13 protein-coding genes, 2 tRNA genes and 2 rRNA genes (1 of these 17 only partly in view) are annotated in these 16940 nt (G+C 35.5%); 7 read left to right on the forward strand and 10 right to left on the reverse strand.

The features are described 5' to 3' along the window. Position 1: 1 nt before the first annotated feature. Together LNP27_RS08325 and LNP27_RS08330 are read right to left on the reverse strand one after the other, a co-directional pair. Entirely contained in the window at positions 2-865 is an 864-nt protein-coding gene (locus LNP27_RS08325) for a cyanophycinase (RefSeq protein WP_229941190.1), read from the reverse strand. A 47-nt stretch (positions 866-912) separates the two neighbouring features. Beyond that, positions 913-1365 carry an Lrp/AsnC family transcriptional regulator gene (locus tag LNP27_RS08330; RefSeq protein ID WP_229941191.1) on the reverse strand — a complete coding sequence of 151 codons (453 nt, stop codon included), beginning with the start codon at positions 1363-1365 and terminating at the stop codon, positions 913-915. A 229-nt stretch (positions 1366-1594) separates the two neighbouring features. On the opposite strand from LNP27_RS08330, the gene rocD reads away from it, so the two are divergent. Further along, positions 1595-2878 (forward strand): ornithine--oxo-acid transaminase, encoded by a 1284-nt coding sequence (rocD, locus tag LNP27_RS08335; protein WP_229941192.1) that lies wholly within the window; start codon positions 1595-1597, stop codon positions 2876-2878. A gap of 10 nt (positions 2879-2888) precedes the next feature. Then, positions 2889-3851, forward strand: coding sequence for an arginase (locus LNP27_RS08340; protein WP_229941193.1), 963 nt, complete (start codon positions 2889-2891; stop codon positions 3849-3851). 135 nt (positions 3852-3986) lie between these two features. Here the strand turns inward: LNP27_RS08340 and LNP27_RS08345 are convergent, their stop codons facing one another. The 8 genes from LNP27_RS08345 to LNP27_RS15365 all read right to left on the reverse strand — a co-directional run bounded on the left by LNP27_RS08345 (position 3987) and on the right by LNP27_RS15365 (position 11860). Continuing rightward, positions 3987-5345 carry a RagB/SusD family nutrient uptake outer membrane protein gene (locus tag LNP27_RS08345; RefSeq protein ID WP_229941194.1) on the reverse strand — a complete coding sequence of 453 codons (1359 nt, stop codon included), beginning with the start codon at positions 5343-5345 and terminating at the stop codon, positions 3987-3989. A gap of 11 nt (positions 5346-5356) precedes the next feature. After that, the gene (locus LNP27_RS08350) at positions 5357-8374 is read right to left on the reverse strand and encodes a SusC/RagA family TonB-linked outer membrane protein (RefSeq protein ID WP_229941195.1); all 3018 of its coding nucleotides are present in this window, start codon (positions 8372-8374) and stop codon (positions 5357-5359) included. A 381-nt stretch (positions 8375-8755) separates the two neighbouring features. Continuing rightward, positions 8756-9805 (reverse strand): ACR3 family arsenite efflux transporter, encoded by a 1050-nt coding sequence (gene arsB / locus LNP27_RS08355; RefSeq protein WP_229941196.1) that lies wholly within the window; start codon positions 9803-9805, stop codon positions 8756-8758. A 1-nt stretch (position 9806) separates the two neighbouring features. Then, on the reverse strand, positions 9807-10439 hold the full coding sequence (locus LNP27_RS08360; RefSeq protein ID WP_229941197.1) for a low molecular weight phosphatase family protein: 633 nt from the start codon (positions 10437-10439) through the stop codon (positions 9807-9809). A 21-nt stretch (positions 10440-10460) separates the two neighbouring features. Then, the gene (locus LNP27_RS08365; protein WP_229941198.1) at positions 10461-10931 is read right to left on the reverse strand and encodes a DUF6428 family protein; all 471 of its coding nucleotides are present in this window, start codon (positions 10929-10931) and stop codon (positions 10461-10463) included. Positions 10932-10950: 19 nt separating this feature from the next. Next, positions 10951-11283, reverse strand: coding sequence for an ArsR/SmtB family transcription factor (locus LNP27_RS08370; RefSeq protein ID WP_229941199.1), 333 nt, complete (start codon positions 11281-11283; stop codon positions 10951-10953). A gap of 70 nt (positions 11284-11353) precedes the next feature. Beyond that, positions 11354-11614 (reverse strand): heavy-metal-associated domain-containing protein, encoded by a 261-nt coding sequence (locus tag LNP27_RS08375; RefSeq protein ID WP_229941200.1) that lies wholly within the window; start codon positions 11612-11614, stop codon positions 11354-11356. A 141-nt stretch (positions 11615-11755) separates the two neighbouring features. Further along, entirely contained in the window at positions 11756-11860 is a 105-nt protein-coding gene (locus LNP27_RS15365; RefSeq protein ID WP_487318928.1) for a T9SS type A sorting domain-containing protein, read from the reverse strand. Positions 11861-12571: 711 nt separating this feature from the next. Here LNP27_RS15365 and LNP27_RS08380 point away from each other — a divergent pair. The 5 genes from LNP27_RS08380 to LNP27_RS08400 form a co-directional block, all read left to right on the forward strand. Further along, on the forward strand, positions 12572-12937 hold the full coding sequence (locus LNP27_RS08380) for a hypothetical protein (protein WP_229941201.1): 366 nt from the start codon (positions 12572-12574) through the stop codon (positions 12935-12937). Positions 12938-14061: 1124 nt separating this feature from the next. Then, positions 14062-15575, forward strand: a 16S ribosomal RNA gene (locus tag LNP27_RS08385). A 211-nt stretch (positions 15576-15786) separates the two neighbouring features. Then, positions 15787-15860 (forward strand) — tRNA-Ile (locus tag LNP27_RS08390). A 105-nt stretch (positions 15861-15965) separates the two neighbouring features. Further along, positions 15966-16039 (forward strand) — tRNA-Ala (locus tag LNP27_RS08395). A gap of 183 nt (positions 16040-16222) precedes the next feature. Then, positions 16223-16940, forward strand: a 23S ribosomal RNA gene (locus LNP27_RS08400); it runs 2171 nt beyond the window's last position. Together the 16S and 23S rRNA genes with 2 tRNA genes alongside form the textbook arrangement of a ribosomal RNA operon.

Here is a 16940-nt window from a genome sequence, read left to right on the forward strand (position 1 = left end):
TTTATTTTATTTTAAATTTTTGACCTTCAGTATAAATAGCCATTTCTAGGCTTTTGATACTTACTAAATTTTCTTTTTGGGATTTTGTTATTCCCTTTGGTTTCTTAACCACAACTACCTCGCTTTCGCCAGCAATTTCGATTTCCTTATTTCGAACAATTAAAGCGGTACTTTCATCAATACCAATACCAATGTGATCTGGAAATTCAACTAATGCAGACAGTAACCGATTGTACCGACTTCTTTTCATGAAATGTTGGTCGATAATTACATTTTTAATAAGACCTAAACCTACTGTGGTTTCAAGATTATTGTATCTAATATTATCGAAGGTTTCTGAGTATTTAGTTTGTAGTTTTTGATTTCCCGTAATCATGTGTTCGCACATTACTGCAGCTCCAGCGCTGGTTCCCGCAATTGTACTTCCGTTTTCGTAAGCTTTGTGAATGGCAGTGTAAACAGGAGTGTTTTTGACGACATTCATAAACCGAGTTTGATCACCACCGCTAATGAATATAAGTTTAGCGTTTTGCAAAGAATCATTCAGCACTTTATTATTCACCATCGTTTTATCATAGTTCATCATGATAATTGGATTTGGAGTCAGATTTTGTAATTGAGATTTAAAGTAGGTAAAAGATTCCACAGGTTCGCCACTGGACATGGGTAAAACAACTATGTAATCATTTTTCTTTAGTTCGGATAAATTAAGTAATTGTGTCATTAATTCATCAGAGCGATCTCCGCCTCCAATAATGAATAATTTGCCTTTTGGACTTTGTGCTTGCATTGTACTCAAACATAAAAACGCAAATAGTGTTAGACATGATTTAATATAACAGTTGGATCTTAGTATTTTTTTCATTGGTTGTTGAGTGAGTTTATGGTTTGATGGAGAGTTAAATAGCGTTTTTAGAGCGATACATTTCTTTTGAAGGCGCAACCTAATTCAATGATAGAATCCGTTTTTGCGATTCCTGGAATATTATCAATTTTTTCATAGAGAATGCTTCGCATGTGTTCATGATCTTTAGCAATTATCTTTATGTAAAGAGTATAGGATCCAGTGATATAATAGCATTCTGTTATTTCTGGAATTTTTTTCAACTCTTCTATAATTCTAGTTGAGTCTTGATCTTTATTTAAAGTCAATCCTGTGAATGAACCCCAATCATAACCTACTTTTTTTTCATTAATTACTGGTTTTATTCCCGTAAGAATTCCTTGTTCGGTTAATCTATTGATACGCTGATGTACCATTGTATTTGATATTTTTAGATGGGTAGCAATAGCTGAATAGGCCATTCTTCCATCTTTCTCTAATTCTTTGATGATTTTGATATCGAATTCGTCTAATATTTCCATTTTTTTAAAATTATAAATAAAGCTTTTGCGTTGCTCTAAATGTACTTATTTTTATTTGTTCGTAAAAGCATCTTTAAATAGAAACTATTATTTAATAATGACTTAATTTGGGTCTAAAATAGTTAAATATTTTTTAAAAACACCTGTTTTTAAGTCAAATAATATATTTCAATTGGCTATTAGAAAAAAAATAGTAATTTTGTCCTTTATCACTTAAAATCATAACATCATGGCACATACAGAACAAAACCTTTCTCCAAAATCGGAAGCGTTGATAGCAAAAGAGAATCAATACGGAGCTCACAATTACCATCCTTTACCAGTAGTTTTAGAAAGAGGAGAAGGAGTATTTGTTTGGGATGTTGATGGAAAAAAATATTTCGATTTTTTATCAGCTTATTCAGCCGTAAATCAAGGACATTGTCACCCAAAAATTGTTGGAGCTATGGTAAAACAAGCGCAAACATTAACGTTGACTTCTCGTGCTTTTCATAATGATCAGTTAGGTCCTTATGAAGAATATGTGACTAAGTATTTTGGTTTTGATAAAGTACTTCCTATGAATACGGGAGCTGAAGCAGTGGAGACGGCATTAAAATTATGTAGAAAATGGGCTTACGAAGTAAAAGGAATTCCTGAAAATGAAGCACAAATTATTGTTTGTGAAAACAATTTTCACGGAAGAACAACTACAATTATTTCGTTTTCAAATGATGAAACAGCTCGTAAAAACTTCGGTCCTTACACCGCTGGATTTATCAAAATACCGTATGATGATGCAGAGGCTTTAGAAAAAGTATTAAAATCAACAAAAAATATCGCCGGTTTTCTAGTAGAACCCATTCAGGGTGAAGCTGGTGTTTATGTGCCTAGCGAAGGATATTTAGCTAAAGCAAAAGCCCTTTGTGAAGAACATGATGTTTTATTTATTGCTGATGAGGTTCAGACAGGAATTGCTCGTACAGGGCGATTATTGGCAACGTGCGGTAATTGTGATTGTAAGAATGGTTGTGAAGATAAACCAGAAGTAAAGCCAGATATTCTTATTTTAGGAAAAGCAATTTCTGGTGGTGTTTATCCAGTTTCGGCAGTTTTAGCAAATGATGCTATTATGAATGTTATCAAGCCAGGACAACACGGATCAACTTTTGGTGGAAATCCTATTGCTGCGGCTGTTGCTATTGCTGCGCTTGAAGTCGTAAAAGATGAAAATTTAGCACAAAATGCAGCTTATTTAGGTGAAGTTTTAAGAAATGGTTTGAACGAAATAGCTTCTAGAAATCCACTAATTACTTGGGTAAGAGGTAAAGGATTATTAAATGCTATTGTCGTGGATTGCGATGAAGAATCTGATTTAGCTTGGAATCTTTGTATGAAATTTAGCGAATATGGTTTATTGGCTAAGCCAACGCACGGTAATAAAATTAGATTTGCTCCGCCATTAGTAATCACAGAGTCTCAAATTCAGGAGTGTTTAGGAATTATAGAAAGAGCTTTTAACGATTTTAAATAATTTTAGCTACATGGATAAAATTATAAAATTAATAAAGAACAGATCGGATATTGGTGCGGGGACGCGAGGTTCTGATTTAGGAATTGATGCTATCGAAATTGCCGCTATTAACCAAAACAGCAATTATTTTAATCAATTTGAATTTGAAGATGTAAAAACACATAATCAATCCATTTATGATAAAAATAAAAGCTCGTTTGCCAAAAGAATAGAGCACGTTGTAGAGCAATGTACGCGTGTTTGTACTTCCGTAAAGCATAATTTAGAAGAGAATTATTTTCCAATTGTTTTATCAGGAGATCATTCTTCGGCTTTAGGAACTTTAAGCGGAATTAAAGCGGCTTATCCTGAGCAAAGTATTGGTGTTTTTTGGATTGATGCGCATGCGGACTTGCATTCACCTTATACTTCTCCCTCAGGGAATATACATGGAATGCCTTTAGCAGCAGCTCTTGCTAATGATAATTTAAGTTCTCGCAATACTAATGATGTAAGTTCTGAAACGAAACAGCATTGGGAAAACATGAAAAATATAGGTTGCAAAGGACCTAAAATAGCAGCTGAAAATTTAATTTACTTTGGTGTTCGTGATACGGAAGAAGAGGAGGATAGGCAAATAGAAAAATTACAAATAAAGAATTATAAAGTCGAAGAAGTACGGTACAGAGGATTGCAAAAATGTGTTGCTGAAGCGTTGGGTAAATTAGCGAACTGTGAAGTTTTGTATATTTCTTTTGATGTCGACTCTATGGATTGTGATATGATTTCGTATGGTACAGGAACGCCGGTGCCAAAAGGTTTTGATCAATATGAAATCATAGCAATTATCAATCAGATTATTCAAACAAAAAAAGTGGTTTGTATCGAATTTGTCGAAATAAATCCGTTGTTAGATACTAAAGGAAATAAAATGGCAGAAACCGCTTTTGAGGTTTTAGAAGCAATTACATTAGAACTCGTATTAGATATCTAATAATTTTTACTTTAAATATTTTTACATAAAAATACCCCTTACTACTACACTTTTAATTTTATTAAAAACGGTAGTTTTAAGGGGTACTTTATTTAACAGTTCTGTATACTACAGAATAGTTTTATCTAAATTAGATTAATTATATCCCGGATTTTGAACTAGGTTTTTATTTACATCCATTTCTCTTAAAGGAATAGGTAAAACTAGATTATCAGCATTGAAAGGGAGCGACCCGATATTTTGTTGCAATCTTTTTGCATCAAATAACGCAAATCCTTCGAAAGCCAATTCTCTTTTTCTCTCCATTAAAATAGTAGCTAAATCAACACTATTTAATGCTGCAGCACCAGAACGATTTCTTAATGCATTAATGTCATCTAAAGGAGAACGACCTACAGTTGTTCCTGATCTAAAATTTGCTTCAGCACGAATCAAAATCATTTCAGCTAAACGTAAAAACGGGATATTACCATACTGGTTTTTCCATTTTGTAGTACAAATGTTATCAGCCTCATAGAAGAAATTATTGCGCTCATCATTAGTATCGTCATAAATGTCAAAATGTTGATCTTCAATACTGATATCTGGATTTCCAGATCGTCCGCCAAAATCTTCACCTGCCCAAAAAACATTATTGTCATTAGAACTTACATCTTGACTGCTAACTTGCCAAGCGAATAAATCTTCGGTTGAATTTTCTGAATTGTTAAAAGCTTTTGCAAATGTTCCTGTTAAAGCCGCGCCACTAGTAGTTATTGCCATATTAGCCATAGCTCTAGCATTGATATAATCGCCTTTTTGCAAATAAACGCGTGCCAAAAGTGCTGCTGCGCTATACTTTGTAGCATATACACCATTTGATTCAGGTAACAAAGTATAAGCATCCTTCAAATCAATAATAACTTGATTGTAGACTTCTTCTAAAGTATTTCGAGAAGGGAAAGTGATTTTTGCAGGATTTAAAACAGGTTCTAAAATGATGGGAACACCAAGTTGGCTGTTGACCGCTCCTGCAACGTATGCTTTAGAAAACAAACGCCCTAAGTCAAAATAAACTAATCCTCTCAAAAATTGTGCTTCTCCTTTTGCTTTATTTTTATCATCAGTATCTGTAAAAACTGCTAAATTATCAAGTACAATATTAGTCTGATTACTAATTTTATAAGCTCTTAGCCAAATACTTTGAACGTAACTATTGTCGGTAAGTATTGCTTTCTCATCGTATTGATTTGGTTGAACGTATGTTCCATCCCAATAAAGATCACCATCGTTAGCTATTAATTCAGAAGCTAAAGCGATTCCTCCACCATATAATGCACTTGATCTCGCATCTCCATAAGCGTTATTCAAAATCTTCTGCAGATTTGAAGGCGAACTAATTGCAATCTCAGTGGTAATATCTTGTTCAGGATTGATCGTCAGATTATCATCGCAACCTATAAAAGAGATAGCAATAGCGGTAGTTATAATTATTCTGTAGTTATATTTTTTCATGTCTGATAGTATTAAAGGTCAATATTTAATCCAACAATTATTGTTTTTGCAGGAGGCGCTGAATAAAATGCAATTCCTTTTTCTATATTGGAATCCCCATTATTATCATAAGATGATTCTGGATCATATCCGTTGTAGTTTGTAAATGTTAGTAAATTAACGCCTGTTAAATACACACGAAGTCTGTCTACAGAAACTTTTTGAGTTAGTGTTTTTGGTAAAGTATAGCCTAAGGATAAGTTTCTCAAACGAACAAAATCAGTTTTGTCTAAATAACGCGTCGAAGCTTGGTCACCATTACTACGACCCCATCTTGCTTGTGGCACATTAGTAATGTCGCCTGGATTTTGCCATCTGTCCATCTGATCTTTGGTTTGGTTGTCTCTATATCTAGCGTTGCTTGATTGAAATTTACCACCCTCATTATAGATAGAAGCGCCCCATTCTCCTTGGAAAGTCATAGAAAAATCAAAATTTTTGAATGTTACAGTATTTGTAAGTCCTGCCATTAAAGTAGGATAAGGATTTCCAGCTATGATTCTTTGTGCTTCACTATACGTTTTTGTAGTTGTTTTATCTAAAGAGCCATCAGGTAATAAAGTGTTTTTGTAAAACAAAGCATTTCCATTTGCTGGGTCAACACCGGCATATTCTGCTATGTAGAAAGAAGAAATAGTTTCTCCAACTCTAACAATATTTTGACCCGCAACAATATCGCCACCAGGTAAAGCAGTCACTTTATTATCTAAAGTCGCAAGATTGAATGAGCTTTTCCAGCTTAAACTAGAATTTTTAATATTAGTTGTGTTTAATACAAATTCAAAGCCCTTATTAGTCAATGATCCTACATTGCGAGTCAAAGAACTCCATCCAGAAGTACCTGGTAAAGGCTCATTTAATAATAAGTCATTTGTTTTCTTAACATAATAATCTATTTCTCCCGTTACTCTGTTGTTTAAGAAACCGAAGTCGATACCCACATCTGTTTGATTCGTTTTTTCCCATTTCAAATCTTGGTTAACTAATTGCGAAGGATTGATAGCAGATTGTTTGTTGTAAGATGAACCATTGAAAAGTCCCAAACTTGCAAAATTTCCAATACCTGCATTACCAGTAACTCCAATACTTCCTCTTAATTTTAATAAATTAATAAAATTACTATCTTTCAAAAAGTCTTCTTGTGAAATAATCCATCCTACAGAAGCAGCTGGGAATGTACCATATCTATTAGAAGCGCCAAACCTTGATGAACCATCATAACGTAAACTTCCTTTTATAAGATACTTGTCCATAATAGAAAAGGTAGCTCTACCAAAATAAGAAAGGAAATTGTATTTAGTTCTACTAGAAGAACCTGATGTTATTTCAGAAGCACTTTCAACAGTTTGTAAATCATCAGAGGGGAAACCTGTTCCAGCAACATATTGTCTTTTGCGAGCACTTTCTTCAAAACTCATTCCTAAAACTAAATCTAATTTATAATCTTCTTTGAAAGTTTTGTTGTAGTTGAAATAATTATTTATACTGTACTTGTCCGACTGAATTGCATTAGCGTCTGCATAACCATTTGTTGATGCGGATTCGGTTAAACTACCTGCAAAATACTCTTCTGTTTGATTATTGTTATCATATCCTATTTCTGTTCTAAAACTCAATTCCGGTACAAATTTGTATTCGAAATAAGTGTTCATTAAAGTTCTAAAAATGTTTGCATCCCAATTTCCATTAAATTGCTGCATTAAAAAGTTATAATACAAGGTTGTGTCATTATTTGGAGTGATTCCGTCGTCAAGGTAAGCTGGTGCTAATGGTGTTTGTGCAACGCCTTGCAATGGAGTAGCAAATGAATTATCAGATCCTATTCTTTTGATGTTTGTTTTACTCAAACTTGTATTAAGACCAACTCGTAATTTGTCAGAAACTTTGTGGTCTAAATTCCCTCTGTAAGAGTAACGATCCATTTTATTTCCGCGAACAATTCCTTCGGTATTATTATACCCGCCTGAAAGAAAGAATACTGTTTTGCTATCACCACCCGATATTGAAAAGGAATGTTCTTGAGTAGATCCTTTTACTAAGGCTAAATTTTGCCAGTCAGTATCAACTTCTCCAGTTCTCCAATCTTTTCCATTCGCATAACCGTCAAAAACTCCTCCTGGTTCTGTCAGCCATAAATCATCAGCTCCGTATCTATAAGCAGAGGCTTCTGTATATAGTTCAGCATATTCTGCTGCATTTAGCCAACTCATTTTGTTGGTAGCTTCGCTCCATCCTGCTGAGGTGTTTAACGAGATTTTTGTTTTACCTGCTTTTCCTTGTTTGGTAGTAATTAAAACAACTCCATTAGTTCCTCTAGCGCCGTAAATAGCTGCGGAAGAGGCATCTTTTAATATTTCTACCGATTCAATGTCATTAGGGTTTAATGAAATCAATGGATTAATTGGGGCTGCTGAACCACTTTCATTATCATTTATTAATGGCATTCCATCAAGTACATATAATGGTTCTTGAGAAGAGGAAATACTAGAAACACCTCTAACTCTCAATTTTACGCCACCTTCTACTTTTCCATTAATCTGAGTAATTTGTACTCCTGCTAATTTACCAACCATCGCATTTTGAAAGTTGGCCACAGGTACGTTTTCCATATCTTTTGCTGTTACACGAGCAATATTATCTGTTAATTTCTTCTTGCTTTGGGTACCAAAACCAACTACAAAAACGGTTTCAAGATCATTTGAAGATTCACCTAGCTTGATCACCATCGAAGATGCTGCTGCGATTTCTACAGTTTTCATGCCTATAAAGCTGACCGTTAAAATTTGCCCCTTTTTAGTAGTGATTGAAAAATTACCGTCAAAATCAGTTTGAGTACTGTTTGTCGTTCCCTTAGCGGTAATATTTGCACCAGGAATTGGAAGTCCGCCCATGTCAGTAACTTTACCGGACATTTTACTTTCTTGAGCAAATGTTAATTGCGCGAACAGTACAATTAAGAGACTCAAAAAATAGTTGAAATTAATTCTCATTTTTGGGTTATTTAAGATTAGTTAGTCCAAATATCTAAATAAAATGTTAAATAAATTCGCTTTCGAATAAAAATTGTTAAAAAAATACAATTCAACCTGTTTTTTTATTTAATGTTTAAAATTAGCTTCAAAAAATGATCTTGACTATTACTATTATTGATTTCTGACAAATTGAAGGTTTGTTAATTAGTCACCGGACTAATAGAAGTGCTTGGAATTGGATAGCTAATTGTCTATTTTAATTAAAAAAAAATAACTTGCTTTTGTCTTTTTCGAAATAGAAGAGCAGGAAATATAATAAGTGTTTTGAAAAATCGAGTTTTTACTTTGGAAAAGTTTGATCCATAAATTAAAAATAAGAATGGTTTTGACAAAGTCTAATTAATGTCTAACAGGATAAAGTTTCTTTTTCAGCCAAAAAGATACGTTTACTAAAATTATCAGCGCTGGAACCTCTACTAATGGACCTATAACACCTGCAAAAGCTTGTCCGCTATTGATTCCAAAAACACCTATTGAAACGGCAATTGCTAACTCAAAATTATTTCCAGCCGCAGTAAATGAGAGCGCAACAGCATCTCTATAATTTGCTCCAATCCTTTTTGAAACTAAAAACATCAAGAAAAACATAATTGTAAAGAAAATTACTAAAGGAATTGCAATCCGTACTACATCCATTGGCAAATCAACAATCATTTCCCCCTTTAAACTAAACATCACTACGATTGTAAAAAGTAGTGCTATCAATGTTATAGGCGATACGAAAGGAATAAATTTTTGGTTAAACCATTTATCTCCTAGAAATCTCTTAATAAAATACCGACTTAGTACTGCTAGTACAAATGGAATTCCTAGATATAGTCCTACGGTAGTAGCGATTTGTGCAATAGTAATATTGAGCTCCAAACCTTTTATTCCAAATAAAGGCAGCATGATTTCCAAATAAAAATAAGCATATAAGCTAAAAAAGAAGACTTGCAATAAACTATTAATTCCAATCAAGCCCGCCGTTAATTCTCTGTTACCTTCCGCAAGTTCATTCCATACAATTACCATAGCAATACATGGCGCAATCCCAATTATGATTAAACCAGTCATATATTCTGGATAATCTTTTAAGAAATATGTAGCTAATAAAAACATTAAGAATGGACCTACTATCCATGTGATCAAAAAGGAGAGCGTAAGTAATTTTGGCTTTTCGGAAATAGAAGTGATTTTTGAAAAATCAATTTTAGTTAATGGTGGATACATCATCAATATTAATCCTATTGCTAGAGGAATGTTAGTGGTGCCACTCGAAAAGGAATTAATAAAAGTGCTGCTGGATGGTATAAAGTAGCCAATAGAAACACCAAGAATCATGGCGAGAAATATCCAAATCGTTAAGTAGTTGTCTAGAAAGTTTAATCTTTTTTTTAGTGATGGCATTTTATAATTTAATTTGAGAGAATAAATAAAATATTTCAGTGGCAATTTGTAAACTACGATCTTGATATTTTTCTGTCTGTTGCCATGTACTGTCAAAAGCTTTCGGGTCTTCAAAAGGAATTGCAATTCTTTTTTCAGCGCCACTTATAAAAGGGCAATCACCATCGGCTTGTGCACAAGTTAGAATTGCGGCAAAACTATTTTTTGGATTAAAATCGTCATTATAGCTTTTTGAAAACCCAATGATTGGATGCTCGTTTTCTGTGTATTTTATGGAGTATATTGGGTTATCTCCGTCTGCAATAGTTGCGATTTTGAACCCTGATTGCTCTAATGTTTTTAGAACAGTTGGATATAAAGCAGTTGCTTCGGTACCGCCAGAGTAACAAAATACATTTTTGATATTGTAATGGGTAGCTGCCGTTTGTGCCCAAACTTGTGCTAAATGACTTCGTCTTGAGTTGTGAGTACAAATGAAATTTAGCAGTACTGTTTGTTTAGTATTAACTTTATTTTGAATAAAGTCAATTAGGGACTGCAAAGTGGTTTTGCGTTCCGCTGCTATTTTAGCAAAATCAAAAGCAAGAATGGCGCTTTCGATCTTTGAAAACAGTTTGATTTTGTTTGTTGTCATTTAATTGGTGTAAATAATAGTTTAACAACAACTTCCTCCAGGAGTACAAGTAGTAGCATTGTTTTTCATTTCTGAGAATTTTACTTTTGGTTTGGATGCTGGAATGCCACATTGGTCTTCAGCCAAGCAAGCAGTTTGTTTATTAATTAACATTAAGTCTTGTCCGTTGAAACCCAAACTATATTTTCCAATGGTTTCTGTTTGGTATTCTACTTCAATTTCGTAATCTTCAATCCCTAAAATCTTTTCGGAAAGCGCAATAATTGATAGCAGTTTGTTTGGTTTCAAACGATGATCGAAGTCGTTAGCATCCCACAATTGAAAGTTAACAACAGTTTCCTTTCTAACTTTTCCCCCGCAATCAATGAAGTTCTTAGTAACTAAGCCCACTTCAGTTACATGAAAGTGTTCCGGAACGTAACTTCCATTAGGCAGTACAAAGGCAACATTTTCTAATGTGCTTAATTCTCTCTTGATTTCTGATAGTTTCATTTTTTATATAATTTAAAAGTTAACAACATTGCTTATTCTGTTTTTCTAAATAAGCACTTATGGTTTCTAAAAAACCTTTAATTTTGCCAAATCCTTCCTCATTTAAACAGTAACAAATAGAATTTCCTTCAATTGTTCCTTTAATCAGACCTGCATTTTTAAGTTCTTTTAAGTGCTGAGAAATCGTTGGCTGAGCTAATGGAAGCTCGTCAACAATAGCTGCACATACGCAACTATCTACTTTTAGCAGATGCTGGATTATTGCAATACGCGCTGGATGACCTATTGCCTTAGCTAATACAGCTAATTCATTTTGGCTGTCTGTAAAATGTTGTGATTTGGTAATTCCCATTTTGTTATATATTGATATTGCAATATTACGATATATTATAATAAAATAATTATCTCTAATTAATTTTTTATTAAACGTCAATTTCTTCCTTAGGAATTGCGTGGAATCCTGCTTGTCGAACTTTCTTTTGTATGTCAGTTATGGCTATAAGGTTAATCGTGTAAACAGTAAATTCTCTTGGGAAAATGGCGTGGTTAAGGACTACGTCTTTAATGCCATTTAGCTCCTGAATAGCGGTTTTTATTGCTAATAAATCTTTCTCATTAACTGCATTTGTACCAAATATTCTACCATCATTTCCTGGAATTACATTGTCATCTATAAGGCTCATTGTTTTTTATTTTTATGTTGTCAAATTAGTTATTTGTTAATTAGTTTTTTTGAGATGCTTGCCTTCGCAGTTTTAATTTTAATCAGATAAATCTAAGAAGTCAAGTTTGACAGATTTATTTGTTCTAAGTTATCTGTTTTTTTAAACCAAGCGGCTATTGATATCTACTATGTGTACTTTTTTTAAATTATCCTTTTGAACTGAAAGATTGAAGACATCTTCGGCAGGTCTGGGATACGTTTTCATATTTTTACGAACGAGATCTTTAGTCGAAAATGTGGTTTTAAAGTTTTATCTTCCATACAAACTCCATTTTCCGTTGCTACTTAATGCACGTCAATGTAATAGGTGATCGTCTGCAGAAACAACTATTAAAGGTAGTGAAACAAATTCTTATAACGTTGCGTTTTTTGAAATATTTAGCGCTTTAGCACTTTAAATGCTGGGGTCTTTGTCAGCAAAGTATTCTGCTGCGACAATCCGATTTCGTAAAATTTGCGGTGATTTATAAAACATCTGTCGCGCTTACAAAGCCATTTGGTTCAAATTGTTTTTTGCGAATATGCAAAATATGAATTCCTGTAGATACTGAATGTAGCGGAATAGCAAATGTCTTCTCAAAATTTCAACTTTCTGTTATTTCTAATACTATCGCTTTACAAACTTGAGGATAAGGGTATAGAAAATATCTTAAACCTGTATGGTAGGCTTGTATTTTTTATTTAGGAATTTGTAATTATTTTCGTTGCTGTACTGCGGTATATCTGCTAAGAGTTCGTGATTTTAAATAGCTTTTTTTTATTAAATAGTTAACTGTAAATTACTAAGTTTATATTTTTCGGAAGCTAAATAATACTGGGAATTAGTTATTTATTCGTTAATAATGTAGTTGTTTTATGTTTTTAAATGTTTAATTATTAAATTAGTGTATTGTAAATCAATTAAATAAGCAATAAAATGGATGATGATAAAAAAAAATTAGACCAAAAGAATCTTGAAGATGAAAATAGAAGTGGAGCGCTAAATCCTGTCTTATACCCTCCAAGTGAAGATATTTATAATCAATTTCAAAAAGAATCAGAGATAGATCCCGCTGATATTTCTAAAAACAAGGTTGCAGTAGAAATAAACAATAGAGAGATGCTTAATGAAAAAGACTTTAATCAGGACAAGTCGGGATCTGATTTAGATGTGCCCGGTTCAGAGCTAGATGATGAGCAAGAAAATATTGGTAATGAAGACGAGGAAAATAACTACTACAGCTTAGGTGGTGATAATCATAACGATTTAGAAGAGAATTCAGGTTACAATAATTTAAGTTAAATCATGCTAATACATTCGCTAGAATTATACTTTGAAAGTTTAAAAGTGTCAAAATTAGATTCACAAGTTTTAATTTTCTTTGTCATTTCCCTTTATAAAAGAGCCTTTATTACTTTTTTTAGTAATAGCTGTTCTTTTATAGATTGTTGGGGGATTGGCTGCAAGTCCTTGTCAAGATTGGTTCTGCTTCCCTTATCTATTGCTTTTCTAATCCCAATGCGATCCTGGATTTAAAATCAGGCTTACTACTGTATATGTGTGTTATTTTAAAATCAGGATCACTCCTATATATAAGGTATAGAGATAAAACTTAAATTAAATATGCTTAATCATCGCTGGTGGTTTCAGCCTTGGGCTGATCTACGGTTGGATTTCGTAGTAATAAGCACTCCGCTACTTGCTATAATAAGCGATACATAGGACTACCTAGATATAGTAGGTATAAGAAGAAGAACAGGAGCGTGCCTAAAACAAGAACAATCAAATCAATCAAAAGACCCTACGGGACTAGTTCTTGCGTTATTTGAGTTACTCTATTTAAAGGGTAGCAATGATTAAGAAAAAAACTTTTCACTTCAAGCTTCAGGTTTAGAGCGGGTTAAAAAAAATGTTTTAAAATTTTTTAAAAAAGCGCTTAAAAAGTATTGAATAGTGTTTTAAACTCCCTACTTTTGCACCCGCAACAACGCAGGCGTTCTTTAAAATACTGACAAGCACATCAAATTAAGATTAGAAATTATTTTCTAAAAAAGATTTAAAAAAGCTTGTGAGATTCGAAAGTCCTTACTACATTTGCACCCCGCAAAACAAGCAAAGTTCCTTGACAGATTGATAAGAAAACCAGAAGAAAAGAGGGATAAAATTTCTCAAAAAAAAACTTCAAATTTTTCTTGCCAGTTAAGAAAACAAGTTTTACTTTTGCAGCCGCTTCCAGAGACACACCATGTGAGTTGAACGAGGCGAAAAAAAAACAAGAAGAACACGTTCCTAGACATATTGAATTGACAGCCGTCACGCTAACAAGCGTGACACAAGAATAAGAGTAATAGAATCGAAAGATTTGAATAACACCGATAGAATTGGAGTCGCATAATAATAGTCAAGCTTAGCTTGACGCACAATATACGATGAAGAGTTTGATCCTGGCTCAGGATGAACGCTAGCGGCAGGCTTAACACATGCAAGTCGAGGGGTATAGGTTTTCGGACCTAGAGACCGGCGCACGGGTGCGTAACGCGTATGCAATCTACCTTTTACAGCGGGATAGCCCAGAGAAATTTGGATTAATACCGCATAGTATAGCAGTTTCGCATGAAACCACTATTAAAGTCACAACGGTAAAAGATGAGCATGCGTCCCATTAGTTAGTTGGTAAGGTAACGGCTTACCAAGACTACGATGGGTAGGGGTCCTGAGAGGGAGATCCCCCACACTGGTACTGAGACACGGACCAGACTCCTACGGGAGGCAGCAGTGAGGAATATTGGACAATGGGCGCAAGCCTGATCCAGCCATGCCGCGTGCAGGATGACGGTCCTATGGATTGTAAACTGCTTTTATACGAGAAGAAACACTACTTCGTGAAGTAGCTTGACGGTATCGTAAGAATAAGGATCGGCTAACTCCGTGCCAGCAGCCGCGGTAATACGGAGGATCCAAGCGTTATCCGGAATCATTGGGTTTAAAGGGTCCGTAGGCGGTTTAGTAAGTCAGTGGTGAAAGCCCATCGCTCAACGGTGGAACGGCCATTGATACTGCTAGACTTGAATTATTAGGAAGTAACTAGAATATGTAGTGTAGCGGTGAAATGCTTAGAGATTACATGGAATACCAATTGCGAAGGCAGGTTACTACTAATGGATTGACGCTGATGGACGAAAGCGTGGGTAGCGAACAGGATTAGATACCCTGGTAGTCCACGCCGTAAACGATGGATACTAGCTGTTGGGCGCAAGTTCAGTGGCTAAGCGAAAGTGATAAGTATCCCACCTGGGGAGTACGTTCGCAAGAATGAAACTCAAAGGAATTGACGGGGGCCCGCACAAGCGGTGGAGCATGTGGTTTAATTCGATGATACGCGAGGAACCTTACCAAGGCTTAAATGTAGATTGACCGGTTTGGAAACAGACTTTTCGCAAGACAATTTACAAGGTGCTGCATGGTTGTCGTCAGCTCGTGCCGTGAGGTGTCAGGTTAAGTCCTATAACGAGCGCAACCCCTGTTGTTAGTTGCCAGCGAGTCATGTCGGGAACTCTAACAAGACTGCCAGTGCAAACTGTGAGGAAGGTGGGGATGACGTCAAATCATCACGGCCCTTACGCCTTGGGCTACACACGTGCTACAATGGCCGGTACAGAGAGCAGCCACTGGGCGACCAGGAGCGAATCTATAAAACCGGTCACAGTTCGGATCGGAGTCTGCAACTCGACTCCGTGAAGCTGGAATCGCTAGTAATCGGATATCAGCCATGATCCGGTGAATACGTTCCCGGGCCTTGTACACACCGCCCGTCAAGCCATGGAAGCTGGGGGTGCCTGAAGTCGGTGACCGCAAGGAGCTGCCTAGGGTAAAACTGGTAACTAGGGCTAAGTCGTAACAAGGTAGCCGTACCGGAAGGTGCGGCTGGAACACCTCCTTTCTAGAGCCTTAGTGTTAGTAGTAATACACGCTGAGGAAAGAAGACAAAGATTTTATAGGTATAGAATGTGGATATTTTATTACTCTTGCTGTTAGTTCAAATAATACAATTAAGTAAAAGATAAACGATTTAGGATTGTTGAATGCTGATTGTTGATTGCGGATTTTAAATCTGAGATCAAAAGTCGTTAATCATAAATCAGAAATCACCTTGTCTCGTAGCTCAGCTGGTTAGAGTACTACACTGATAATGTAGGGGTCGACAGTTCGAGTCTGTCCGAGACAACAATTACTTAAAAAAAAGAAGAATCTAGAGTTAGCAATTCACAACTCATTTGGATGTACGGTAAAGTTACAGAAAACTGAACACTGAAACATTGCCAACTGTATTGGGGGATTAGCTCAGCTGGCTAGAGCGCCTGCCTTGCACGCAGGAGGTCAACGGTTCGACTCCGTTATTCTCCACAAATCAAAAGTTTAAGCGTTGATTTGTTTATTCGGTTAAACGATTAAACGAAAAGGCGATTAAACCTGAGATAAAAGTTCATTGACATATTGAGATAAGAAAATATTAAAAAGTAGAAAGCGTTTTTTACTATTTATAGTAAAAGACAAAAAAAACGGTCTTAATTAAATTTAAGATTGGTACAATAAGCAAAATAAGGGCGTATGGGGGATGCCTTGGCTCTCAGAGGCGAAGAAGGACGTGATAAGCTGCGAAAAGCTACGGGGATTGGCACACACGAATTGATCCGTAGATATCCGAATGGGGCAACCCACTATGTTGAAGACATAGTACATCGATAGATGGGCAAACCCGCTGAACTGAAACATCTAAGTAGGCGGAGGAGAAGAAAACAAAAGTGATTCCGTAAGTAGTGGCGAGCGAACGCGGATTAGCCCAAACCAATGTTGTTACGGCAATGTTGGGGTTGTAGGACCACGACATTTCTTGCATAAAGAATTAGAATTTACTGGAAAGTAAAGCCATAGAGAGTGATAGCCTCGTATAAGTAATGAATGTAAAGGATAGTGGTATCCTGAGTAGGGCGGGGCACGTGAAACCCTGTCTGAATTTGGCGGGACCATCCGCTAAGGCTAAATACTCCTGAGAGACCGATAGTGAACCAGTACCGTGAGGGAAAGGTGAAAAGAACCGTGAATAACGGAGTGAAATAGATCCTGAAACCATACGCTTACAAGCGGTCGGAGCCCTTTTGTGGGGTGACGGCGTGCCTTTTGCATAATGAGCCTACGAGTTAACGTTGCTGGCAAGGATAAGTGGTTAAGCCACGGATCCGTAGCGAAAGCGAGTCTGAATAGGGCGCTTTAGTCAGTAGTGTTAGACGCGAAACCGTGTGATCTA

Source organism: Flavobacterium galactosidilyticum, from assembly GCF_020911945.1.
Classification (GTDB): Bacteria; Bacteroidota; Bacteroidia; order Flavobacteriales; family Flavobacteriaceae; genus Flavobacterium; species Flavobacterium galactosidilyticum.

Bases quoted from the DNA above. Each gene is read 5' to 3' on its own strand.
- LNP27_RS08340 (WP_229941193.1), top strand. From the start codon at position 2,889: ATGGATAAAATTATAAAATTAATAAAGAACAGATCGGATATTGGTGCG.
- arsB (WP_229941196.1), bottom strand. From the start codon at position 9,805: ATGCCATCACTAAAAAAAAGATTAAACTTTCTAGACAACTACTTAACG.
- LNP27_RS08360 (WP_229941197.1), bottom strand. From the start codon at position 10,439: ATGACAACAAACAAAATCAAACTGTTTTCAAAGATCGAAAGCGCCATT.
- LNP27_RS08350 (WP_229941195.1), bottom strand. From the start codon at position 8,374: ATGAGAATTAATTTCAACTATTTTTTGAGTCTCTTAATTGTACTGTTC.
- LNP27_RS08375 (WP_229941200.1), bottom strand. From the start codon at position 11,614: ATGAGCCTTATAGATGACAATGTAATTCCAGGAAATGATGGTAGAATA.
- LNP27_RS08345 (WP_229941194.1), bottom strand. From the start codon at position 5,345: ATGAAAAAATATAACTACAGAATAATTATAACTACCGCTATTGCTATC.
- LNP27_RS15365 (WP_487318928.1), bottom strand. From the start codon at position 11,860: ATGAAAACGTATCCCAGACCTGCCGAAGATGTCTTCAATCTTTCAGTT.
- LNP27_RS08365 (WP_229941198.1), bottom strand. From the start codon at position 10,931: ATGAAACTATCAGAAATCAAGAGAGAATTAAGCACATTAGAAAATGTT.
- LNP27_RS08330 (WP_229941191.1), bottom strand. From the start codon at position 1,365: ATGGAAATATTAGACGAATTCGATATCAAAATCATCAAAGAATTAGAG.
- rocD (WP_229941192.1), top strand. From the start codon at position 1,595: ATGGCACATACAGAACAAAACCTTTCTCCAAAATCGGAAGCGTTGATA.
- LNP27_RS08380 (WP_229941201.1), top strand. From the start codon at position 12,572: ATGGATGATGATAAAAAAAAATTAGACCAAAAGAATCTTGAAGATGAA.
- LNP27_RS08370 (WP_229941199.1), bottom strand. From the start codon at position 11,283: ATGGGAATTACCAAATCACAACATTTTACAGACAGCCAAAATGAATTA.
- LNP27_RS08325 (WP_229941190.1), bottom strand. From the start codon at position 865: ATGAAAAAAATACTAAGATCCAACTGTTATATTAAATCATGTCTAACA.